Source organism: Arenimonas caeni, assembly GCF_003024235.1.
In the GTDB taxonomy this organism is placed as follows: Bacteria; Pseudomonadota; Gammaproteobacteria; order Xanthomonadales; family Xanthomonadaceae; genus Arenimonas; species Arenimonas caeni.
The window spans coordinates 17,994-40,171 of the sequence record NZ_KZ679095.1; the positions used below are offsets into that span (position 1 = coordinate 17,994).

At 72.8% G+C, this 22,178-nt stretch carries 19 protein-coding genes and 1 pseudogene; 7 read left to right on the top strand and 13 right to left on the bottom strand.

Translation table 11 applies throughout. From position 1 onward, the window contains the following. Window positions 1-80: 80 nt before the first annotated feature. The gene (locus C6N40_RS10900) at window positions 81-3,830 is read right to left on the bottom strand and encodes a translocation/assembly module TamB domain-containing protein (RefSeq protein WP_106991058.1); all 3,750 of its coding nucleotides are present in this window, start codon (window positions 3,828-3,830) and stop codon (window positions 81-83) included. Further along, the gene (locus tag C6N40_RS10905; RefSeq protein WP_106991059.1) at window positions 3,827-5,605 is read right to left on the bottom strand and encodes an autotransporter assembly complex protein TamA; all 1,779 of its coding nucleotides are present in this window, start codon (window positions 5,603-5,605) and stop codon (window positions 3,827-3,829) included. Before C6N40_RS10905 ends, C6N40_RS10900 begins: the two co-directional genes overlap by 4 nt. A gap of 142 nt (window positions 5,606-5,747) precedes the next feature. Between C6N40_RS10905 and C6N40_RS10910 the strand changes: the two genes are divergently transcribed. Further along, the gene (locus C6N40_RS10910) at window positions 5,748-7,901 is read left to right on the top strand and encodes a TonB-dependent receptor domain-containing protein (protein WP_106991060.1); all 2,154 of its coding nucleotides are present in this window, start codon (window positions 5,748-5,750) and stop codon (window positions 7,899-7,901) included. Between the two features lie 19 nt (window positions 7,902-7,920). Beyond that, window positions 7,921-9,105 carry a PepSY-associated TM helix domain-containing protein gene (locus tag C6N40_RS10915; protein WP_106991061.1) on the top strand — a complete coding sequence of 395 codons (1,185 nt, stop codon included), beginning with the start codon at window positions 7,921-7,923 and terminating at the stop codon, window positions 9,103-9,105. Here C6N40_RS10915 and glyS read toward each other — a convergent pair. Next, window positions 9,094-11,184 carry a glycine--tRNA ligase subunit beta gene (gene glyS / locus C6N40_RS10920; protein WP_106991062.1) on the bottom strand — a complete coding sequence of 697 codons (2,091 nt, stop codon included), beginning with the start codon at window positions 11,182-11,184 and terminating at the stop codon, window positions 9,094-9,096. The two genes, C6N40_RS10915 and glyS, sit on opposite strands and share 12 nt — an antisense overlap. Next, a complete protein-coding gene (gene glyQ, locus C6N40_RS10925) occupies window positions 11,177-12,091 on the bottom strand; it encodes a glycine--tRNA ligase subunit alpha (RefSeq protein WP_106991063.1) in 915 nt (304 codons plus the stop codon). The genes glyS and glyQ overlap by 8 nt, the downstream gene beginning before the upstream one ends. 69 nt (window positions 12,092-12,160) lie before the next feature. On the opposite strand from glyQ, the gene C6N40_RS10930 reads away from it, so the two are divergent. Both C6N40_RS10930 and C6N40_RS10935 read left to right on the top strand, forming a co-directional pair. Continuing rightward, window positions 12,161-12,889 carry a glutamine amidotransferase gene (locus C6N40_RS10930; protein ID WP_106991064.1) on the top strand — a complete coding sequence of 243 codons (729 nt, stop codon included), beginning with the start codon at window positions 12,161-12,163 and terminating at the stop codon, window positions 12,887-12,889. 5 nt (window positions 12,890-12,894) lie between these two features. Continuing rightward, window positions 12,895-13,818: a hypothetical protein gene (locus C6N40_RS10935; RefSeq protein ID WP_106991065.1), complete on the top strand. Its 924-nt coding sequence runs from the start codon at window positions 12,895-12,897 to the stop codon at window positions 13,816-13,818. Window positions 13,819-13,825: 7 nt separating this feature from the next. Here the strand turns inward: C6N40_RS10935 and C6N40_RS10940 are convergent, their stop codons facing one another. The 5 genes and pseudogenes from C6N40_RS10940 to C6N40_RS10960 form a co-directional block, all read right to left on the bottom strand. Next, window positions 13,826-14,524, bottom strand: a complete 699-nt coding sequence (locus C6N40_RS10940) for an RDD family protein (protein ID WP_106991066.1) — start codon at window positions 14,522-14,524, stop codon at window positions 13,826-13,828. Between the two features lies 1 nt (window position 14,525). Next, the gene (tatC, locus tag C6N40_RS10945; protein ID WP_106991067.1) at window positions 14,526-15,266 is read right to left on the bottom strand and encodes a twin-arginine translocase subunit TatC; all 741 of its coding nucleotides are present in this window, start codon (window positions 15,264-15,266) and stop codon (window positions 14,526-14,528) included. Then, on the bottom strand, window positions 15,263-15,640 hold the full coding sequence (gene tatB / locus C6N40_RS10950; protein ID WP_106991068.1) for a Sec-independent protein translocase protein TatB: 378 nt from the start codon (window positions 15,638-15,640) through the stop codon (window positions 15,263-15,265). The genes tatC and tatB overlap by 4 nt, the downstream gene beginning before the upstream one ends. A gap of 29 nt (window positions 15,641-15,669) precedes the next feature. Continuing rightward, window positions 15,670-15,903 (bottom strand): Sec-independent protein translocase subunit TatA, encoded by a 234-nt coding sequence (gene tatA / locus C6N40_RS10955; RefSeq protein WP_106991069.1) that lies wholly within the window; start codon window positions 15,901-15,903, stop codon window positions 15,670-15,672. Between the two features lie 81 nt (window positions 15,904-15,984). Then, window positions 15,985-16,662, bottom strand: a pseudogene (locus C6N40_RS10960) (lipid-binding SYLF domain-containing protein); the annotation flags it as partial. Between the two features lie 119 nt (window positions 16,663-16,781). On the opposite strand from C6N40_RS10960, the gene hemH reads away from it, so the two are divergent. Both hemH and C6N40_RS10970 read left to right on the top strand, forming a co-directional pair. Beyond that, a complete protein-coding gene (hemH, locus tag C6N40_RS10965) occupies window positions 16,782-17,789 on the top strand; it encodes a ferrochelatase (protein WP_106991071.1) in 1,008 nt (335 codons plus the stop codon). Then, a complete protein-coding gene (locus C6N40_RS10970; protein WP_106991072.1) occupies window positions 17,789-18,631 on the top strand; it encodes an alpha/beta fold hydrolase in 843 nt (280 codons plus the stop codon). The genes hemH and C6N40_RS10970 overlap by 1 nt, the downstream gene beginning before the upstream one ends. Here the strand turns inward: C6N40_RS10970 and C6N40_RS10975 are convergent. The 4 genes from C6N40_RS10975 to ttcA all read right to left on the bottom strand — a co-directional run bounded on the left by C6N40_RS10975 (window position 18,628) and on the right by ttcA (window position 21,845). Continuing rightward, on the bottom strand, window positions 18,628-18,987 hold the full coding sequence (locus tag C6N40_RS10975) for a hypothetical protein (RefSeq protein ID WP_106991073.1): 360 nt from the start codon (window positions 18,985-18,987) through the stop codon (window positions 18,628-18,630). The genes C6N40_RS10970 and C6N40_RS10975 overlap by 4 nt on opposite strands. A gap of 185 nt (window positions 18,988-19,172) precedes the next feature. Further along, entirely contained in the window at window positions 19,173-19,937 is a 765-nt protein-coding gene (locus tag C6N40_RS10980; RefSeq protein WP_106991074.1) for a YgjP family zinc-dependent metalloprotease, read from the bottom strand. A gap of 12 nt (window positions 19,938-19,949) precedes the next feature. Continuing rightward, the gene (locus tag C6N40_RS10985) at window positions 19,950-20,861 is read right to left on the bottom strand and encodes a recombination-associated protein RdgC (protein WP_106991075.1); all 912 of its coding nucleotides are present in this window, start codon (window positions 20,859-20,861) and stop codon (window positions 19,950-19,952) included. A gap of 78 nt (window positions 20,862-20,939) precedes the next feature. Further along, window positions 20,940-21,845, bottom strand: coding sequence for a tRNA 2-thiocytidine(32) synthetase TtcA (gene ttcA / locus C6N40_RS10990; protein WP_106991076.1), 906 nt, complete (start codon window positions 21,843-21,845; stop codon window positions 20,940-20,942). Window positions 21,846-21,962: 117 nt separating this feature from the next. Here ttcA and C6N40_RS10995 point away from each other — a divergent pair, with 117 nt between their 5' ends. After that, entirely contained in the window at window positions 21,963-22,169 is a 207-nt protein-coding gene (locus C6N40_RS10995; protein ID WP_106991077.1) for a YdcH family protein, read from the top strand. Window positions 22,170-22,178: the final 9 nt, after the last annotated feature.

Below are 22,178 nucleotides of genomic sequence, written 5' to 3' on the forward strand. Positions count from 1 at the left end.
GGGCAGGAGAAAATATTGCGTCGGGCCTGAAGACCCTCCCACAAGAGCTTCGCGCCTGAAGGCGCTCCTACAGGTGGGGCTTAGCGTTCGTGGCGCCAGTTGAGGGAGGCGGCGTTTTCGTTGCCGGATTCGACGCTGATGTCGAAGCCGCGGGCGAGCAGGTATTTGAGGGTGACGACCTGGCCGGTGCCGACCAGGGACACGCCGTAGCTGATGAACAGGCGCGGCGAGAGGTACTTGCCGACCGTGAGCGCGGCGCCGCCGAGGTTGCGCGATTCGGCCACGCCGGCCTCGTCCAGGCCCAGGCGGGCGCCAATTTGCTGGGCCACCAGGTTGCCGCCGGCGCCCAGGGCCATCGCCGCGGCGTCGAGCTGCTGGGATTCGGCGCCGCTGGTGCTGCGCAGCGGGCGGCCGAACACCAGCCAGCTCAGCGCCTCGCTCGTGTCCATCGCCGGCGCCGACGTGACCGTCGTTTCCGGCCGGCGCGCGGTGCCGCGCACCTGCACGCCGACGGTGACCTCGTCGAACTTGCGCTCGGCGCGGATGTCCAGGCCCGGGTTGTCGAAGGCCGAGTCCGTGTACGAGAGCCGGGCGCGGCGGATGTCCAGCGCCTGGCCGTAGGCGCGGTAGCTGCCGGTGACGTCGAGCGTGCCCGAGGCGGTGGCGGCGCGGTCGGGGCGCTGGCGCAGCGTGAGCGCGCCGCCCATGCGGCCGTCGAGGCCGAAGCCGCGCAGCTTCACCTCGTCGCCCAGCGACACGCGCACGTCGAGGTCGGTCGGCAACGGCGGGCCACGGTCGGGGTCGACCGGGTCGAGCACCACCACGTCGGGCGAGACGCTGGCGCTGCCATCGAGCAGCTCCAGGTCCACGCGCGCCTCGGGCACGTCCACCTGGCCGCGCACGCGCAGCACCGACTGAGCGTAGGCCAGCGACAGCTTCGGGCTGGCGATCAGGTAGAGCTCGGGCGTGCTGGCGAAGGTGACGCGCTCGCCCTCGAGCGTGAGCTGCAGCGGCGCCTGCGGGTCGCGCAGGTCGAGGCTGCCGTCCACGCGCAGCCGGCCCTCGCCCGAGCGCAGGCTGCCCGACAGCCGCGCCAGGCCTTCGGGCGGGCCGTCGAATTCGAAATCGCCTTCGGCCAGCTTCAGGCCCAGCGCCGGCAGCTCGGCCGCGAAGCCGGCCAGCCGCGCCTGGCCCGAGAGCACCGGCGCCGACTCGCGGCCCGCCAGCTGCAGCTGGCCCGCCAGGCGGCCCCGGGGCGCAGCGAGGTCCTCCGAGAACAGCTCGAGGAAGCTGAGCTCGCGCGCATCCAGGCGCAGCTCGCCGTCGAGCGCGGGGTCGTCGCCGGTGCCGCGCTGCAGCCGGCCCGAAAGGCGCCCGCCCTCGGCGAGCGCGGCCTCGAGATTCACTCCGAGGCCGCTGCCGTCGAGGAGCAGCGTGGCCACCAGGTTTTCGTAGCCGAACAGGTCGCGCCGGGACTCGGGGTCGAGCCGCAGCGCGCCGCGCGCCGACGCGAGCCGGCCGTCGCCGCGCCACTGGCCGTCGCCGTCGCGGCGCAGCGCCGCCTGCAGCGACACCGTGCCGTCGAGCGTGAGCGGCACGCCCTCGTCGGCCGGCAGCCAGGGCGCGGCCAGCGCGAGCGGGAGCGCGTCGCCGCCCACGTCGAGCGCACTGCCTTCGGCCTGCACGCACAGCCGGCCCTCGGTGTCGCCCGCGCGCAGGCAGGCGCGCGCCAGCTGCAGGCGCGCGGGGCCGACGCGGAAATCCGCCGGCGCCTGCAGCGCCAGGCGCGGGCCGACGGCGGGCTCGACCAGCAGCTGCGAGAGCGTGCCCACCGCATCGCCGCCGGACTGCGCCAGCGTGCCCGCCAGCGCCATCCGCCCGTGCGGGCCATGGGCCTGCGCCTGCAGTTCGAGCCGGGCGCGGCTACCGCGGGCGTCGAGCGCCAGTTCGTCGGCCTGCAGGCCCGACAGCGACAGGCCCGCGGCGCGCAGCGTGAGTTCGCCACCCTCGCCGCGCGCCGGCAGGTCGCCGCGCAGCGTGAGGCTGGCGGCTTCCTGGTCATCCCAGGCCAGGGCCTGGCCGCGCAGGTCGGCCGAGATGCCCGGCGATGCGGCCGGGCCGCGCACGCGCAGGCGGCCTTCGAGCCGGCCGGCCGCGCCCGCCGCGAGGTCGGACAACGCCAGCGGCGACATCGTCAGCTCGAAGTCGTGGACGTCGCCGAAGCGGCCGCGCGCGTCGAGCTCGCTGTCGCCGAGGCGAATGCTGGCCTCGCCGTCGCCGCCGCCGGGTGCGAAGCGCAGGTCGGCGCGCGCCAGCAGCGGCCGCTGGCGCAGCTGGCCCGAGAGCGTGGGCAGCCGCAGCTGGCCACGCCACTGGCCGGCCTCGTCCTGGGTGGCCTGAAGCGCCAGCTCGCCGTCGAGGCGGCCCGGGTAGCCGGGCAGGAAGTAGCCGGGGTCGAGCGCCTGCAGCCTGGCATCCAGGCGCAGTTCCGTGGCGGACGCCCAGCGCAGCGCGCCCGAGCCCTGCAGCCCGCCGCCGGGCGTGTCGGCCTGCAGCCGTGCAAGCTGCAGCTGCTCGCGGTCGCCCTGGCCGGCGAGCGTGATCGTGGCCTGCTCGCCGTCGCGCGCCAGGGTGGCGGCGGCGTCGAGCGACCAGTCGTCCGCGACGCCCTGCACGCGCGCCTCGCCGCGGGCCACCACGGCCGGCGCGGCCGGGTCGTCCGAGGGAAGCTGCAGGGCGTCGGTGCGGGCGCGCAGGTCGAAGGGCAGCGTGTCGTCGAGCGTGAGTTCGCCGGTCACCCGCAGCGCGCCGCCGTCGAGCACGAGATCGAGCGGGTCCAGGCGCAGGCGGTCGTCGACGACCGAGACGCGCGAGGGCGCGAGCTGAACGGTCGTTTCGCCCCGGGCCAGCCGGCCCGACAGGCCGGCCTCGCCGCCGGTGCCTTCGGCCTTGAGCTCGAAGGCGAGGTGCTCGCCGGGCGCCAGGCCCAGCAGCGCCGGCGCCAGGCCCTGCGAGCCGGCCTGCAGCGACCAGCGCGGTGCGTCGGCGTCGCCCTGCACGCTGGCGGCGAGCTGGCTGCGACCGGGCAGCTCGCCGCTGGCCTCGATGCGCAGGTCCTGCAGGCGGCCCTGCACCGACGCCTGCAGCGCGGCGGCGGGCGAGTCGTCGGTGGCCGGTCGCGACCAGCGTGCAGTGAGCGCGCTGCGGTAGTCGCGGGCGGGGCGGTATTCGCCCTTGAGCTGCAGGTGGCCGGGCGTGCCGCTGGCGTCGAGCGAGGTGAGGGTGAAGCCCTCGTCCACCAGGTGCAGGCCGCGCGCGGCCAGCGTGTCGAGCGCAAGCAGCGCTTCCTCTCCTCGCATCACCTCGAGCCCGGCGACATCGACGCGCGCGCTGCGGATGTCCAGTGGCAGCGGGATGCGCGGCAGCACGCCGGGCCACTCCGGCGGCGAGAAGGGTTCGTCCCTGGCCTCGGGCAGCACCAGCACGGCGTCGTCGAGCTCGAGCGCGTCGAGCTGCAGGCGGCGGCCGAGCAGGGGCAGCAGGTCGGGGTCGAGCATCAGGCGGCGTGCGCGCAGTTCGACGCCGTCCTGCGCGTAGCGCACGCCGTGCAGCACCAGCGGCCCGCGCAGGGCACCCTCGGCGCGCTCCCATTGCAGCGCACCCTCCGGCAGGCGCGCGGTGATCTGCGCCAGCAGCGTGTCGCGGCCGCCGGCGCTGAGCAGCAGCCAGGCCAGCACGGCGCCCAGCAGCGCGCCCAGCGCGAAGCCGGCCGCGCCCAGCCGCAGCGACCAGCGGCGAAGGCGCGAGCGCGGTGCGGCGGGCGCGTTCACAGGTCGGGACCGATGTTGAGGTGCAGCTGCACCGAGTTGGCGGCGTCGGAGCCGAAGCCGTGCGCCACGTCCACCCGCACCGGGCCCACCGGCGAGCGCCAGCGCAGGCCGAGGCCGGCGCCGACCTGTGGGTCGAAGCTGTCGCGGCTTTCGAAGGCGTCGCCGGCGTCGACGAAGAAGGCAATGCCCCAGCTGCGGGTGAACATGCGCTCGAACTCCACGCTGGCCACGGCCAGGTGCTGGCCGCCGAACACATAGCTGCGGCCATTGCTGCCGATGATGGACGGGCCGATTTCCTTGTAGCCGTAGCCGCGTACGCTGCGGTCGCCGCCGGCGTAGAAGCGCAGCGATGGCGGCAGGGAAGAGAACTCGTCGCTCACCGTGGTGCCGGCCTCGGCGCGCAGCAGCAGGCGGTTGCGGCGGCCGAAGCTGCGGATCCACTTGCCCTCGGCGCGCAGCTGCACGAAGTCGATGTCCGAGCCCAGCGCCGTCGAGCCGGCGCGCAGTTCCACGGTCAGGCCGCGCGCGCTGCGCGGGTAGAGCGGGTCGTCGGCCTCGCTCCACTGTGCCCAGAGCGAGGGATAGACCAGGGTCGAGTAGGCATATTCGAAGCCGGTGGTGGCGTCTTCGAAGCGCTCGCGGCGCAGGTTCAGCGCCGCCACCAGGTTCCAGCGGCCGATGCTGCCGCTGCGGCTGCCGGTGACCTCGAGCAGTTCGTTGTTGATGCCATCGACCTCTTCCTGCTGCAGGCGCGCGCTGGCGGTATACCAGCCGTCGACCCAGCGGAAGGCGGGGATGCGGTAGCTGGCCGCGAGGTCGTTGCGGCGCTGCGCGAGGCCGGCGAGCAGGTCGAGCTTGTGGCCGCGGTCGTTCACCCAGCGACGCTCCAGGCCGCCGGTCAGGCCCAGGCCGCTGTCGGTGCCGAAGCGCACGCCGGCGCTCCAGACGCTGCGCTTGGCCGGGCTGAGCGACACCTGCACCGGCACCTCCAGGTCCTCGCCTTCGCCGGGCTCGGGGTGGATGTCGATGGCGGCGAAGTAGTCGAGTTGCGCCAGCGAGGACTGCAGCTTCAGCAACTGCGCCTGGTCATAGGGCTCGCCCGGGGTCCAGGGCACGAGGTGGTCGAGCAGGCCGTCGCGGAAGGGGTGGCCTTCGAAGCGCGCCTCGCCCAGCGAATGGCGTGGGCCGGTGTCCCAGGCCAGGGCGATGTCGGCCACGCGCTCCGCGCGCGTGACTTCCACCCGGTGCGCGCCCAGGCGCGCGCGGAAATAGCCGCGTGCGGCCAGCAGGCGGTCCACCGAGGCCTTGCCGTCCTCGTACACGGAATGCACGAAGGGCTGGCCTTCGCGCGGGCGCAGGCGTTCGATCCGGCGGGCCAGCACCTCGTCGGACTCGCCCGGGCCGCTGATCGTGATCTCGCGTTTGCGCACGCGCACCGGTTCGCCCGGCACCACGCGCACGCGCACCGACACGCGCTCGCCGTCGCGCTCGAACTCGGTCTGAACCTGCGCTTCGTAGTGCCCGTAGGGCTCGAGCGCCTGGCGCGCCTCCCGCGGCGCCCGGCGCAGCAGGTAGGACAGCCGCGCCTCGCTCAGGCCCTGGCGCCGGGCCGGATTGAGTTTCTCGAGCGACAGGGCGGCCAGCACGTCGCTGCGCTGGGCGGGGTCGTCCAGGCCCTCCACGCGCACCGACACCAGCTCGAGCGCCGCCGCCGGCATCGCCAGCAGCAGGCCCAGGCACAGCGTTGGCAGCAGGCGGGTGAGGGGGGCGCGCATCCGGCACAAGCATACCGGCAGTCCGCGTCCGTCCCGGGCAAGGGGGTGTGAAGGGCTTGTCATCCCGCCTCACGCGAATGATAATGATTCGCATTAGCTAGCCTCCGACGGCCCAGCCAACAACAAAACCAAGGGTCTTCCGATGCTTCCGAACCTGCTTTCGCCGGCGGCGCCTGCCGTTTCGCGCCGCCGCCTCGTGCTTGCCGTTTCCCTGGCCGTGGCCAGCCTGCCGGCGCTGGCCGCGCCGGCGCCGGCCCCGGCTCCCGAGCCGGCCACCCTCGACGAGGTGGTGGTGACGGCCTCGGGCTTCGAGCAGGTCATCCGGGAAGCGCCGGCGAGCATCAGCATCATCACGCGCGAGCAGCTCGAGACCAAACCCTGGCACGGCCTGGCCGAGGCTCTGGCCGACGTCGAGGGCATCGACGTCGGCGCCGCGGTCGACAAGACCGGCGCGCCGAGCATCTCGATCCGCGGAATGCCTTCGGACTACACGCTGATCCTGGTCGACGGCCGCCGACAGAACGCCGCCGGCAACGTCACCCCGAACAACTTCGGCGGCACCGCCAACAACTTCATCCCGCCGCTGTCGGCGATCCAGCGCATCGAAGTGATCCGCGGCCCGATGTCGACGCTCTACGGTTCGGACGCGATGGGCGGCGTGGTGAACATCATCACCCGCAAGGTCGGCAGCCAGTGGAGCGGCGCGCTGGCGCTGGAGGGCACGCTGCAGCAGGACAACGACTTCGGCGACATGAGCGGCGGCAACGTCTATGCCGCCGGCCCGCTGGGCAAGGCGCCGCTGGGCCTTTCGGTCTGGGGCGGCTGGTTCAAACGCGGCGCCGCCGACGTCGAGTACCTCGACCAGGGCGGCGACACCGTGGTGCCGTGGATGGGCGCCAACCCGGTGGCCTACGAGAACTTCAACCTCGGCGCGCGCCTGTCGCTGATGGCCGGCGACAACCACGACCTGTGGCTGGAGGCGACGCGCGGCAGACAGCGCTACGACAACAGCGCCGGCCAGGTCGGCACGCTCGGCAGCGGCGGCTACGCGCCGGTGCAGCGCTACCACCGCGACCAGCTCACCCTGGCCTGGACCGCGCGCCTGGGCATCGGCACGCTCGAGACCACGCTGATGGACTCGACCACCGAGACCATCGGCCGCCTGGTGCCGCCGGGCGTGCCCGGCGCCGGCAGCCCGCGCACGCTGGAAACCACCAACACCGTGTTCGATGCCAAGCTCGTCACCGGCGTGGGCGATCACACGTTCAGCGTGGGCGGCCAGTACTGGGACGCCGGCATGGAGGACGGCGTGGCGCCGGGATCCTTCGCCTTCGAGCAGTGGGCGCTGTTCGCGGAGGACGAGTGGACGCTGCGCGACGACCTCAAGCTCACCCTGGGCCTGCGCCACGACGAGCACAGCAGCTTCGGCGGCCACGCCAGCCCGCGTGCCTATCTGGTCTGGAACGCCAGCGAGCGCTGGGTGCTCAAGGGCGGCATCAGCCAGGGCTACAAGACGCCGCGCGTCGAGCAGCTCACCGACGGCATCAACGGTTTCGGCGGCCAGGGCCGCATTCCGCTGATCGGCACGCCGGACCTGAAGCCGGAAACCAGCACCACCAGCGAGATCGGCCTGTACTACGCCGGCGCCAGCGGCATGAGCGCGTCCTTCGGCCTGTTCCACAACGATTTCCAGGACAAGATCGCGCGCGGCGTGCCGGTGTTCAACTGCAGCTTCGCCGCCTCGCCGGACCGCCCGGGCTGCGTGGACGTGGGCTACTGGCCGCTGGTCGACACCTTCGGCCAGAGCATCAACATCGACGAAGCGGTGACCCGCGGCGCCGAGCTGGGCCTGACCCTGCCCTTCGCCGAGCGCTGGGAGTGGGTGGCCAACTACACCTGGACCGACAGCGAGCAAAAGAGCGGCGATGCCGCCGGCCAGCCGCTGGCCGACACCCCGCGGCACATGTTCAACACCAGCCTGCACTGGGACGCCACCGACGCCCTGAGCCTCTCGCTGCGCGGCGAGTACCGCTCCGAGCGCTACCGCGGCGCCGGTGCCGCCCAGGACCAGCTGGGCGACTTCAGGGCGTATTCGCTGCTGCACCTGTCATCGACTTGGCGCATCAGCGACACCGTCCGCCTGAACGCCGCCATCTACAACCTCGCCGACAAGGATTTCGTCGACTACCGACCCTACGTCAGCAATGCCGGCACCGGCGCGGTGTCGTACGCCAACACCTACGTCAACAGCGAAGACGGCCGCCGGCTGTGGCTGTCGCTGAACGTGGACTTCTGAACGCCCGGGGGGCGACGGCATGCTGCGAAAGATCCTGTTCCAGACCCATTGGTTCCTCGGCATCACCGCCGGGCTGGTGCTCGCGCTGGTGGGCGTCACCGGCGCGATGCTCTCCTACGAGCATGCGGTGCTGCGCGCCATCAACCCGGGCGTGATGACGGTGCAGCCCGGCGGGCGGACGCCGCTGCCGCCGGCGGAGCTGCTGGCGCGGGTCGCCGGGGAGGTGCCCGGCCGTGCCGTGCAGTCGCTGACGCTGTCGGCCGAGCCCACCGACGCCGCACGCGTCGGCTTCGCGCCGGCACCGGGTGCGCTGCCGGGCCCGGGCGGACGGCCGCGCGGCGAAATCCGCTGGCTCGACCCCTACACCGGCGAACTGCTGGGCCAGCCGCGCGGCGAGGCCTTCTTCCGCACCACGATGCAGCTGCACCGCTGGCTGGCGGCGGGCGAACCGGGCAAGCAGATCGTCGGCGCATCGACGGTGGCGCTGGTGTTCTTCTGCCTCTCGGGCCTCTACCTGCGCTGGCCGCGGCGCTGGAAGAGCCCGCGCGCTTGGTTGCTGTTCGATCCCGCACTCACCGGTCGGCGATTCCTGTGGCACCTGCACTCGGTGGTCGGCACGTGGCTGCTCGTGCCCTATCTGGTGATGGCGCTCAGCGGCTTGTGGTGGAGCTATGGCTGGTACCGCGATGGCGTGAACGCGCTCGCCGGCATGCCGGCGCAGGCCATGCGCGGTGGCCCGGGTGCCGCGGCCGGTGGCCGGGACGTGGGGCCGGCGCCGCGGATCGACGTGGCCGCGGCCTTCGCCGCCTTCGACGGGCAGGTGGCCGGCTGGTCGACGCGCACGCTGCGGCTGCCGCAGTCGGCCGGCGCTCCGGTGGAGTTCACCTACCTCGATCGCGATCCGCCGCACGAGCGCGCCAACAATCGCCTGGCGCTGGACGCAGGCACCCTGGCCGTCGGCCTGCACGAGCGCTTCGAGGCACGGCCGCCGGGCCAGCGCTTCGTGGCGGCGATGTTCCCGCTGCACAGCGGCAGCTACTTCGGCCAGGCCGGCCTGCTGGTGTTCTGCCTGGCGAGCCTGGTGATGCCGTTGTTCACCGTCACCGGCTTCCAGCTCTACCTGGACCGACGCGCAAAAAAACGCGCCGGCGAGGAGCGCCGGCGCGTACGTGAGCTGGCGTTGGCGAAACGCTCAGCCGGCTGAGAGCTGCTCCACCGCCGCCACCGCCGCGAAGCGGTCGGCGATGAGCTTGAGCAGGGCCAGGCGGTTGTCGCGCACCGCCGGGTCCTCGGCCATCACCAGGGTGCGCTCGAAGAAGTTGTCCACCGGCACCTGCAGGGCCGCCAGGCGCTTGAGCGTGCCGACGTAGTCGCGCTGGGCCAGCAGCGGGTCGGTGTCGGCCAGGGCCGAGGCCAGGGCGTCGTTGAGCGCCTGCTCGGCCGGCTCGGCCAGCAGGTCGGCGTCCACCACCGGCGGGATCGAGCCTTCGACCTTGCGCAGGATGTTGCGGATGCGCTTGTTGGCCGCGGCCAGCGAGGCCGCCTCGCGCAGGCGGGCGAACTCGGCGATGGCCTTCAGGCGCTTGTCGAAGTCCACCAGCGAGCCCGGGCGGACCTCGGCCACGGCGTCGAACTGCGTGCCCGGCACGCCCTGCTCGGCGTAGTAGCCGCGCAGGCGGTCGATGACGAAGTCGTAGAGCTCGGTACTCGGGGCCCAGGTGAGTTCGCGCGGCAGGCCGGCGTTGGCGTCGTCGAGCAGGGCGCCGAGGTCGAGGTCCAGGCCGCCTTCGATCAGCGTGCGGGCCAGGCCCAGCGCATTGCGGCGCAGGGCGAAGGGGTCCTTGTTGCCGCTGGGCTTGAGGCCCGCGGCGAAGCCGCCAGCCAGGGTCTCGAGGCGGTCGGCCACGGCCAGCAGGCGGCCCAGCGGCGAGGCGGCGATGCCGTCGCCGGCGAAGCGCGGCGCGTAGGCCTCGTCGATGGCGTCGGCCACCTCGGCCGGCTCGCCCGAGGCCAGCGCGTAGTGCCGGCCCATCTTGCCCTGCAGTTCGGGGAACTCGCCGACCATGCGGCTGAGCAGGTCGCACTTGGCCAGCGAGGCGGCGCGGTTGGCCTTGAGGCTGTCGGCGCCGAGCATGTCGGCGATGATGCCGGCCAGTCGTGCCACGCGCGCGCCGCGCTCGGCGTAGCTGCCGAGCTTCTGCTGGTAGGTGACCGAGGCCAGGCCCGTCATCCAGGCGTCCAGCGGCTGCTTGAGATCTTCGTCGAAGAAGAACTTGGCGTCGGCGAAGCGCGGGCGGATGACGCGCTCGTAGCCCTTGCGCACCTCGGCCGGGTCCTTGGACTCGATGTTGGCGATGCCGATGAACTTCTCGCTGAGCTTGCCCTCGGCGTCGAGCACCGGGAAGAACTTCTGGTTGGTCTCCATCGTCAGCACCAGCGCTTCCTGCGGCACGCGCAGGAACTCGCGCTCGAAGCTGCAGACGATGGCCGTGGGCCACTCGACCAGGCAGTTGACCTCGTCGAGCAGGGCCTCGGGCACGCGCGCCTGGCCACCGGCTTCCTTGGCGGCGGCGGTGATTTCGCTGCGGATGCGCTGGCGGCGCTCGCGCGGGTCGGCCAGCACCTTCGCTTCGCGCATGGCCTGCAGGTATTCGCCGGCCTCGTTGAGCCAGACGCCCTTGTCGTGGTGGAAGCGGTGGCCGCGGCTCATGCGGTCGGACTTCAGGCCCAGCACTTCGCCCGGGGCCACGTCGCGGCCGAACAGGATGACCAGCCAGTGCGCCGGGCGCACGAAGTGGATGTCGCGGTCGCCCCAGCGCATCGGCTTGGGCACCGGCAGCGCCTTGAGCGCCTCGGCGACGATCTCGGCCAGCAGTTCGGCGGTGGCGGCGCCGGGACGCGAGCTGCGCGCGACGAAGCGCATGCCCTTGGCGTCGGTGACGCGGTCGAGCTTGTCCCAGTCCATGCCGTTCTTCTGGGCGAAACCCAGCAGCGCCGGCGTCGGCTTGCCCTCGGCGTCCAGGCCGATGTTGGTGTACGGGCCCAGCACCTCGCTGTGCTGCACCGGCTGCTGGGTGGCCACGGCCGGCAGGAACACGGCCAGGCGGCGCGGCGTGTAGAGCGGGCCGGCGGGCAGCTCGGCCTGGCCTTCGCGCACCTGGATGCGGCGCGCGGCCAGGCCCTTGAGCACGCCCTCGTGGAAGGCCTGCGCCAGCTCGGGCAGCGCCTTGGGCGGCAGCTCCTCGGTGCCCAGTTCGATCAGCAGCGGCAGGAAATCAGCCATTCGCGGCCTCCTTGGTCTTCTTCAGGCCCGGGAAGCCGAGCTTCTCGCGCTGGGCGTAATAGGCTTCGGCGACGGCGCGCGAAAGCGCGCGCACGCGCAGGATGTAGCGCTGGCGCTCGGTGACCGAGATCGCGCGGCGGGCGTCGAGCAGGTTGAACGAATGCGAGGCCTTGCAGACCTGCTCGTAGGCCGGCAGCGGCAGGCCCAGCTCGACCAGCTTCATCGCTTCGCGCTCGCAGGCATCGAAGCGGTGGAAGAGCTCCTCGACGTCGGCGTACTCGAAGTTGTAGGTGCTCTGCTCGACCTCGTTCTGGTGGTAGACGTCGCGGTAGTGCACCGGCGTGCCGTCCGGGCCGACCGTCCAGACCAGGTCGAAGACGTTGTCGACGTTCTGCAGGTACATCGCCAGGCGCTCGAGGCCGTAGGTGATCTCGCCGGTCACCGGCCTGCACTCCAGGCCGCCGGCCTGCTGGAAGTAGGTGAACTGGGTGACTTCCATGCCGTTGAGCCAGACTTCCCAGCCCAGGCCCCAGGCGCCGAGGGTGGGTGATTCCCAGTTGTCCTCGACGAAGCGCAGGTCGTGCACCAGCGGGTCGACGCCGAGCGCCTTCAGGGAGCCGATGTAGAGGTCGAGGATGTTGTCGGGGTTGGGCTTGAGCACCACCTGGTACTGGTAGTAGCGCTGCAGGCGGTTGGGGTTCTCGCCGTAGCGGCCGTCGGTGGGGCGGCGGCAGGGCTGGACGTAGGCGGCCGACCAGGGCTCGGGACCGAGCGCACGCAGGAAGGTGGCCGGGTGGAAGGTGCCGGCGCCGACCTCGAGGTCGAGCGGCTGGATCAGGACGCAGCCCTGTTCGCCCCAGTACTGGTTGAGGCGCTGGATCAGCTCCTGGAAGGTCGGTGCGGTCATCGCGGTTTCGCCCTGCCCAAAGCGGGCTAGTATAGCCGCCGCCCGCGCCACCGCCCTTTCCCGGCCCGCATGAAACCCTTCCTCCTGATCGAAACCGGCGACCCCTTGCCCCACCTGCGCCGCCACGGCGGATTCGGCCACTGGATCCGCGTCGCCGCCGGCCTGCACGGCCGCGAGGTGCGCAGCGCCCGCGTGCTCGACGGCGAGCCGCTGCCGGACGCCCGCGGCCTGGCCGGCGTGCTGGTGTCGGGTTCGGGCGCGATGGTCACCGAGCGCCTGGACTGGTCCGAGCGCACCGCCGACTGGCTGCGCGAGGCGGCCGACGCGGGCCTGCCCCTGTTCGGCATCTGCTACGGCCACCAGCTGCTGGCGCACGCCCTGGGCGGCGCCGTGGACTACAACCCGCGCGGCCGCGAGATGGGCACGGTGGAGCTGTCGCTGGCCGGGACGGCCGCCGATGATCCGCTGTTCTCGGGCCTGCCGGGCACGCTGCCGGCGCATGCCACCCACCTGCAGACCGTGCTGGCGCCGCCGCCCGGCGCCACGGTGCTGGCGCGCTCGGCGCTCGACGACTGCCAGGCCTTCCGCTGGGGCGAGTCCACCTGGGGCGTGCAGTTCCATCCCGAGTTCAGCGCCGGCATGATGCGGGGCTACATCCAGGCGCGCGCCGACGCCCTGGCCCGCGAGGGCCACTGCCACCACAGCCTGCTCAAGGCGGTGCGGCCGGCGCCGCTGGCCCGGCGCGTGCTGCGCCGCTTCGTCCACCAGGCGCGTCGTCGCGCCCACCAGGGAGCCTGAACCGAATGAGTCCGAACGCCGTGGGCATGGCCGCCCCCTTCCGCTGGCTGGGCAAGGCCTTCGACGTGGGTCGTCGCAACCCCAAGGCGCTGTTCGGGGCGCTGGCGCTGGTGCTGGCGGTGGTGTTCGCGGTGTCCTTGCTGCAGATGGCGCTGCAGGCGGCGACCGGCGGTTCGGGCACGGGCGTGGCGGTGGTCATGGCCGTCAGCACCGTGGTCAGCTGGCTGGTGATGCCGCCGCTGTTCGGCGGCGTGTTCCGCGTGCTCGACGCCACCGACCGCGGCCAGCCGGTGCTGGCCACCGATGTCTTCAACGCCTTCGGCCCGGGCAAGGGCGGCCATCGGCTGGTGCTGACCTCGCTGGTCTACTCGCTGCTCTACCTGGCCTTTGTCGCCCTGCTGCTGCTGACCTCGCTGGGCCAGTTCTTCCGCGAGTACTTCGCCATCGCGCTGGCCACGCCGGTGGGTGGCGAACCCGACCAGGCCGCGCTGGTGGCCCTGGTGCAGAACACGCCGGCCTCCGCCGTGCTGTGGCTGCCGGTGGCGGCGATCGCCATCTTCGCCTGGATGCATGCCTCGATGCTGGCCCTGGCGACCGCGGCGCTGCGCCCGGCCAGCGTGGCCGAATGCGTGGTGGCCGGCCTGCTGGCGGTGCTGCGCAACTTCCTGCCGCTGCTGGGCCTGAGCCTGGTGGTGATGGTCGGCGGCTTCATGCTGGCGCTGCTGCTGGGCCTGGTGCTGGGCCTGGTGATCGGACTGCTGTCGCTGCTGAGCCCGGCGCTGGGCATGCTCGTCGCGCTGCCGCTGCTGGGCGTGCTGATGCTGGCGATGTACGCGCTGATGTTCGGCTTCTACTACCACGGCTGGCGCGAGATCTTCGGCGACGCCGAGCCGGCGGACCCGGCCGCGCCGGGCGAACTGGCGGCCTGAGCGGCCTTCAGGGCAGGCCGGCGCCCACCGCCTCGGCCAGCAGCAGCGCGTAGCCGGCGACCACCGCGATGAAGGCGGCGGCCAGGGCCAGGCCCTGCGCCCACAGCCAGCGCCGCGCCCAGCGCGGCATCGCCTCCGCGGCGCCGGGCGCGAGCACGACGCGGGTGCCGGCGATGTAGTCGTGCAGGGCGCGCCGGTCCTTGGTCCAGCCGGCCAGGGCGTGGCCCAGATGCAGCATCAGCCAGCTCGGCACGCCGGCGACGAAGCGCAGCGCCAGCCGCCAGGGCGCCGGCCGGTGGCCGGCGACGTCGGTGACGCGCAGCCCGGCCAGGCGCTTGCCCGGCGTGGCCTGCCAGCGCGAGGCCTCGAAACCGACGAACCACAGCGCCGAGAGCGCGAACAGCACCGCCGCCGCCACGGCCAGGCCGTGCAGCCAGGTCGCCACCAGCGCCAGTACGCCCTCGTGCAGCACCGGATCACCGGACCAGCCGGCCAGCTGCGCCAGCGGGTCGCCGGCGTCGCCGCCGCCGGCGATCGCCTGGTCCATCAGCTCGAACAGGCGCAACTGCACCTGCTGCATGGCCACGTCGGTGTCGGCCAGCACGCGCCGGCCGGAGCCCAGGAGAAGGGGCACGGACAGCGCCAGCGGGGCGAGGGCGTCGAGGCTGTAGGCGGCGTAGCGACGCCAGAAGCCGGCGGGGCGCATTTCAGCCCGCGGCCGGCGTGGGCCGCCTGAGCAGCACGCCGGCGAGGATGCCCAGCTCGTAGAGCAGGCACATCGGGATCGCCAGCATCAGCTGCGAGACCACGTCCGGCGGCGTGATGACGGCCGCCAGGATGAAGACGCCGACGATCACGTAGCCGCGCACCTCGCGCAGCTGCGCCGGCGTCGTCACGCCCAGCAGCACCAGCACCACCACGGCCACCGGCAGTTCGAAGCTCAGGCCGAAGGCCAGGAAGATCACCAGCACGAAGTCGAGGTAGCGGCTGATGTCGGTCATCATCGCCACGCCCTCGGGCGTGATGGCGGTGAGGAAGCCGAACACCGCCGGCAGCACCAGGAAGTAGGCGAAGGCGCAGCCGATGTAGAACAGCAGCAGCGCCGCCACCAGCAGCGGCCGCGCCATGCGCTTTTCCTGCTGGTAAAGGCCGGGCGCGACGAAGGCCCAGGCCTGGTAGATCAGCACCGGCATGGCCAGCATCACGGCGCAGAAGAAGGCCAGCTTCACCGGGGTGAAGAAGGGCGAGGCCACCTCGATGGCCACCAGCTGGCCGCCGTCGGGGAGCTTGGACAGCAGTGGCTCGGCCAGCAGCGCGTAGATGCGGTTGGCGAAGGGCATCAGGCCCGCGAACACCAGCAGCACCGCCACCACGCCCTTGAGCAGGCGCGAACGCAGCTCGAGCAGGTGGCCCATCAGGGTTTCGGCCTGGCCGGGGGCCTCGGTCATGACTTGCCCGCCGCGGCGTCATCGGCGGGCTTGCCGCCGTCGTCCGGATCCGTGGCCGCGTCGCGCGGCGCCTCGGCGGGGGCGGCTTCCGGGTCGCGCAGGGCCTCGGCGGCGGCGCGGCCGGCCTCGTCGAGCTCGCGCCTGAGGCCATCGGCCTGGCGGCGCAGGTCGCCCGCAGGGTCGCCCAGGGCCTTGCGCATGTCTTCGGCGGCCAGCTCGCGCTCGAACTCGGACTTCACCGAATACCACTGCGCGCGCGCCTTGCGCACCCACAGGCCGGCGAAGCGGGCCGCCCGCGGCAGGCGCTCGGGACCGAGCACCACCAGCGCGACCACGCCGATCACCAGCAGTTCGCCGAAGCCCAGGTCGAACATGCGAAGCCAGGCACCCGCCGGGGCGGGGCTCAGGAGTCCTTGTGCTGGCTGTCCTGCGAAGCGTCCTGGCGCGGCGCCTCGCCGTCGCGGCGCTCGTTGCCGAGCTGCTGCGGCGGCGTGTCGTCGCCTTCCTTCAGGCCCTTCTTGAAGCCCTTGATGCCTTCGCCCAGGTCCTTGCCGATGTTGCCCAGCTTCTTGGTGCCGAAGACCAGCACGACGACCAGGAGGACGATGAGCCAATGCCAGATGCTGAAGCTGCCCATGTGCCGGATTCCGCGTCAGGAGAGTGGGCGAAGTCTAGCGCAGCCGGGCCCCGGCCGCGCCGTCCGTCAGTCCTGGGGAACGGTGTTTTCCTCGAGCCGGTCGCGGAAATCGACCACCGACGCCGGCGGGGCGGCGGTACGGCCCTCGAAGATCTGGCGCGGGGTGGTGTTGCGGCCGTAGACGCGCTGGTTGGCGGTGTGGTCCATGCGCAGCACGGTGCCGTCCAGGGCCACGCCGGCGAACAGGCCGCGGGCGCGCGAATAGCTGTAGATCTCGGCCTTGAGCTGCTCGTCGGTGCTGGCCTGGGCGCTGCGGCCGACCGGGCCGGCGGCCACCGAGGCGTCGGCGCCGAGGGTGAACTTGCCGTTGACGATGTTCTGCACGCCGCGCTCCGAGCGGAACACCAGGATCACGTCGGCCGACTGCACGCCGGCCTGGAAGCCGATGCTGCCGCCGCCGAGCTTGATGAAGCTGGGGTTGGACCAGGTGCCGTCCGGGCTGCGCACCGAGATCAGGCCCTTGCCGCCGCGGCCGCCGATCACCAGGCCGGCCTTGACCACGTCCGGGATGACGGCGATGGCGTGGGCCTCGGAGAACAGCTTCTCGGGCACGGCGGTTTCCGGGATGCGCATGATCTCGCCGAGCACGCGGGCGGCGTCGGCGGCGCGGGCCTCCTCCTTCTCGCCGGCCAGGGCCGGGGCGGCGGGGACGAGCGCGAGGGCGAGCGCGGCGAGCATCGGGGCGAGGAAGCGGGTCATGGGGGCAGTCTCCGTGGGGCGCGTGGGCCCGAGTATGTCCGCGGGCAATGAACCGCGGGTGAGCCAAACCTTCACTTGGGCGATGATACGTTTCCGGCAGCCGCCATGGACAGGTCCGCATGAAGCCCTACCTCGACGCCCCCACCTCCGCCGGCCCGGGCCGCACCGCGCTGCTGCTGGTGAACCTGGGCACCCCCGACGCGCCGACCGCCGGCGCGGTGAAGCGCTACCTCTCGCAGTTCCTGCACGACCACCGCGTGGTCGAGCTGACCCGCTGGCTGTGGTGCCCGCTGCTGCACTTCATCATCCTGCCGCTGCGCTCGCCGCGGGTGGCCCGCAACTACGCCTCGATCTGGATGGACGAGGGTTCGCCGCTGCTGGTGCACACCCGGAACCTGGCCAGGGCCATGCAGCACGCGCTGCCCGACGTGTCGGTGCGGGTGGCGATGCGCTACGGCAACCCGTCCATCCCCGACGTGCTGCGCGAGCTGCAGGCCGAGGGCATGCAGCGCCTGCTGGTGCTGCCGCTGTACCCGCAGTACTCGGCCAGCACCTCGGGTTCGGTGCTCGATGCGGTCGGCAAGGAGCTGGCCGGCTGGCGCCGCACGCCGGACCTGCGCTTCATCGCCGACTACCACCTCGACGGCGGCTGGCTGGACGCCCTCGAGGCGCGCGTGCGTGCGCACTGGGACCTGCACGGCCGGGCCGACCAGCTGCTGATGTCCTTCCACGGCCTGCCCAAGCGCTACGAGACCGCCGGCGACCCGTATCCGCGCCAGTGCGAGGCGGGCGCGCGCGCCCTGGCCGGCCGCCTGGGCCTGGCCGAGGGCGAGTGGAGGCTCACCTACCAGTCGCGCTTCGGCCGCGAGGAGTGGCTGCAGCCCTACACCGACAAGACGCTCGAGGCGATGGCGCGCGAGGGCGTGATGACCGTGGACGTGATCTGCCCGGGCTTCGCCGCCGACTGCCTGGAAACGCTGGAGGAGATCGCGGTCGAGAACGACCAGGTCTTCCGCGCCGCCGGCGGCCAGGCGCTGCGCTACATCAGCGCGCTCAACGACGAACCGGGACACGTGGCGGCGCTGTCGGCGCTGGCGCGCAGCCACCTGCAGGGCTGGCCGCACTGATGCAGGAAATCCGGCTGCGAACCGCCAGCGGCACGCTGGCGGCGCTGCGCGGCGGCGATCCCTCGGGCCCGCGGCTGCTTTGCCTGCACGGCTGGCTCGACAACGCCGCCAGCTTCCTGCCGCTGGCCCCGCACCTGGCCGGTTTCGACTGGGTGGCCCTGGACCTGCCCGGGCACGGCGCCTCGGACCACCGCCCGCCCGGCTGCGACTACGCCTTCGCCGACTGGCTGCACGACGGGCTCGACGCGCTCGACGCGCTGGGCTGGGAGCAGGCCGACCTGCTCGGGCATTCGATGGGCGGCGCGATCGCCTCGTTCATCGCCGCCGCGGTCCCGGCACGGGTGCGTCGCCTGGCCCTGGTGGAGGCGCTGGGGCCGGTGGCCGGCGACCCGGAGAAGGCCGGCGAGCGCCTGCGCGAGGCCGTGCGCGCGCGCCGCGCCCGGGCCGGCCGCCCGCCGCGGCTGATCCCGGACGTCGACACCGCGGTGGCGGCGCGGCTGGCCGTGACCCGGATGGCGCCGGAGGCGGCGGCGCTGATCGTGCGCCGCAACCTGCGCGAGGTGCCCGGCGGCTTTGCCTGGCGCAGCGACCCGCGCCTGACCCTGCCCGGCCACCTGCGCATGGACGAGGCCGCGGTGCAGGCGGTGCTGCGAGGCATCGAGGCGCCGGTGCTGGTGGTCGCGGCCGATCCCGCGCCGCCGTATTTCACGCCCGGGGTGCGGGCCGCGCGCCTGGCCTGCCTGCGCGAGGCGCGCCTGGCGGTGCTGGCCGGCGGCCATCACCTGCACATGGAGCAGCCCGGCGTGGTGGCGCCGCTGCTGCTCGACTTCCTGCGCGGCTAGTCCGAGGCCGGGCGCAGCGAGATCGCCAGCGTGGTGCCGCCGCCGGGCTCGGCGACGAAGTTGGCCTCGAGCCGGCGGCCGTCCTTGTGGAAACCGAGCGCCTGCACCGGCGCCTGCTCGAGCGCCACGTCCTCCCGCCAGCCCGCGGCGAGCTGCGCGGCGCGGAACTCGTCGAACACCAGCCCGAGGCTGCGCGGGCTGCGCAGGCTCACCGACACCGCCGGGCCGAGGGTCATGGAGGTGAGCACGCGCGCATCCACCGGCAGCACCACGTCGCCGGGGAACTGCGCGGGCAGCGGCAGGTCCTCGCCGCTGGTGGCGGTGTAGAGGCCTTCCTCGGTTTCGATGGTGACCACGTCCCGGGCCCCGTCGGCGCCGGGGGCCGGTGCGCCGGGCTCGCCGGCCGCCTCGATGGCCTTCCCGACCAGGTCGCCGCCGCCATTGCGGCCGTCGCGATGGCAGGCGCCGGCCAGCAGGGCCGGCAGCGCGAGCGTGAGCAGGGCAATGGTTCTGGGTGACGCGGCGTCCTACCGGCTGGGGTTCACCGGATCAAACGCGCGAGTGCCGCCTTCAAGGCCAGACCCTCGCCGCGCAGGTAGTCGCGTTCTTCCCGCCAGGTCGGCCAGCGCGCCTCGACCTCGCGCCAGAAGCGGCGCGAATGGTCGGCGTGCACCAGGTGGCAGAGCTCGTGCACCAGCACGTACTCGAAGGCCGACGGGCGGCCGAGCACGAGCGCGAGGTCGAGCGACACCGCATCGGAGGGACTGAGCGAGCCCCAGAGCGAACTCAGCGGGCGCACGCGCAGCGCCATCGGCGCACGCGGCAGCCCGGCCAGGTAGCGCGGCAACCAGGCCCCGAGGTCGGTGCGCGCCTGCTGCAGGTAGAACTCACGCAGCGCGGCGCGGGCGCGGGCGTCGTCGGCGCGCTCGGGCAGCTGCAGCTCCACGCCGTGCTCGCCCAGGCGGGCGCTGGCGTAGCGCCCCTCGCGCCACGCCAGCGGCAGCTGCATGCCGCGCAGCGGCAGCGGGCCGGTCCAGTCGCGGCCGAAGCGCGGGGCGTGCTCGGGGCGCTGGCGGGCAAGCTGCATGGCGAGCCAGTCGCGGTGCTCGTGCAGGAAGGACTCGGCGCTGCGGATGGACGCCGCCAGCGGCAGGGTGAGCCGCGCGCCCTTGTCCGAGACGATCAGCCGCAGCCGGCGCGCGCGCCGGTCGCGCACCCAGCGCACCGGCACTTCGCGGCCGTCGGTCATCACCAGCGGCCGGGTTTCGGGCGCCGGCGCGGCGGGGCGGGTCAGGCGCAGGAACATGCGCGCAATCTATCAGGCGTCGGCGCTGGAGAACTTCAGGGCGCCGTCGAGCACGGCGAACAGGCGCTTGAGTTCACCGGCCATCAGCGCGTAGCGGGCATCGAGCTCGGCGTGCACGCCGTCGGTCTCGGTGCCTTCGAGCTGGTCGACGGCGCCGTCGAGGAACTTGAGCTTGCGCAGCACCAGGTCCTCGCCGAGCACGAAGCCGACGTGGTCGTCGAGCACCAGGGCCAGGCGCGTGGCCTGCTTGCCGGCCTCGAGGTGGCGGCGGATCTCGTCGGCCTGCAGCTCGTGCCGGCTGCAGCGCACCACGCCGCCGCCATCGACGGGATCCTTGAGCTCGCACTCGTCGCCCAGCGTGAGGCCACCGGGCAGCGGTTCGCCGGCCAGCCAGCCGGTCATCAGCGCGCGCACCGAGGTCTCGGCGTTGAGCGGCAGGGCCGGGAAGCTGCCCAGGGCGTGGCGCAGCTCGGAGACGAGGTTCTCGGCGGTCTTGCGCGAGCTGGTGTCGACGGCGATGAAGCCATGCTCGAGGTCGAGCGTGGCGCTGCAGCGCACCGGGCGCACGAAGGCGCGCGGCAGCAGCTCCATCACCACGTCCTCCTTGAGGCGCTTGCGGGCGCGGCCGCCGAGGCGACGACCTTCCTTCTCCTCGATCTCGGCGAGCTTGCGGCCCAGCTGGTCGTTGACCACGGCCGAGGGCAGCAGGCGGTCTTCGCCGCCGAGCGTGACCCAGATGGCGTCGCCGATGCGATGGCTCATCAGCTCGGCGTCGCGGCCCATCGGCGGGATGAAGCCGCGCGACATCAGCTCGCTGGGGCCGACCGGCTTGAGCCGGCATTCCTCCAGGCGGGCGTCGAGGTCATCGAGGGTCTTGGCGAGCGAGGTCGGGAAGCGGAAGAACGTCAGGTTGCGAAAGAACATCAAAACTCCGGGGTTGGGGACGGAGGTAATTAATCCGCCCCGGGAACTGTCAGTGAAGTCGAGGCGCCGCGAGGCGGATTAATTACCTCCGTCCCCCGCCTCGCCGGCGAGCCAGGCGTGTGCGTCGGGGAGGGGCGCGTCGGACAGGCGGCCGAGCGAGAGGAAGTCGAACAGGTTCGGGTCGGCCAGCTGCGAAGGACGCACGTCGGCCAGGGCGCGGGCGATGGTGTCGACGCGGCCGGGGTGTTCGCGGTCCCACTGCGCCAGCATGCGGCCCACCTGCTTGCGCTGCAGGTTCTCCTGCGAACCGCAGAGCGTGCAGGGGATGATCGGGAAGGCCTTCCAGTCGGCGTAGGCGATCAGGTCGGCTTCGCGGCAGGTGGCCAGCGGGCGGATCACCACGTGCTCGCCGTCGTCGCTGCGCAGCTTGGGCGGCATGGTGGCCAGCTTGGCGTGGAAGAACAGGTTCATGAAGAAGGTCGCCACCAGGTCGTCGCGATGGTGGCCGAGCGCGATCTTGGTGAAGCCCTGCTCTTTGGCGTGCGTGTACAGCGCGCCGCGGCGCAGGCGCGAGCACAGCGAGCACATCGTCTTGCCCTCGGGGACCACGCGCTTGACCACCGAGTAGGTGTCCTGCTCGAGGATGGTGAAGGGCACGCCGAGCGAGCGCAGGTAGTCGGGCAGCACGTGCTCCGGGAAGCCCGGCTGCTTCTGGTCGAGGTTCACCGCCACCAGTTCGAAGCGCACGGGCGCCTTCTTCTGCAGCTGCAGCAGGAGGTCGAGCATGGTGTAGCTGTCCTTGCCGCCGGACAGGCAGACCATCACCTTGTCGCCGTCCTCGATCATGCCGTAGTCGGCGATGGCCTGGCCGACCTGGCGGCGCAGGCGCTTGGCCAGCTTGGCGCGCTCGTGGGCGAGCTTGCGCGGGTCGGCGGGCTCGGCCGCCGGCCGGATCGGCAGGGGATCGTTGAGGACGAGGGTCATGGCGGGTGGGGCGGGACGCGGACCGGGGATTTTACGCCCATGCGAGGGGGTCGCGCCTGAAGGCACTCCTACAAGGACGCGTGGCCGGAGTAAGCTGTGCGGGAACCGGGAGCACGCATGGCCACCGAAGACCCTGCCCGCATCGCCGCCCAGCTGGTGGAACTGCGGGTCGAGCACCGAGACCTCGACCAGGCGATCGCCCGCCTGGCGGCCGATCGCGACTCCGACGAGCTCACGCTCAAGCGCCTGAAGAAGCGCAAGCTGCGCATCAAGGACATGATCACCGCGCTCGAGAGCCGGCTGATCCCCGACCTCGACGCCTGACGCGCCGGC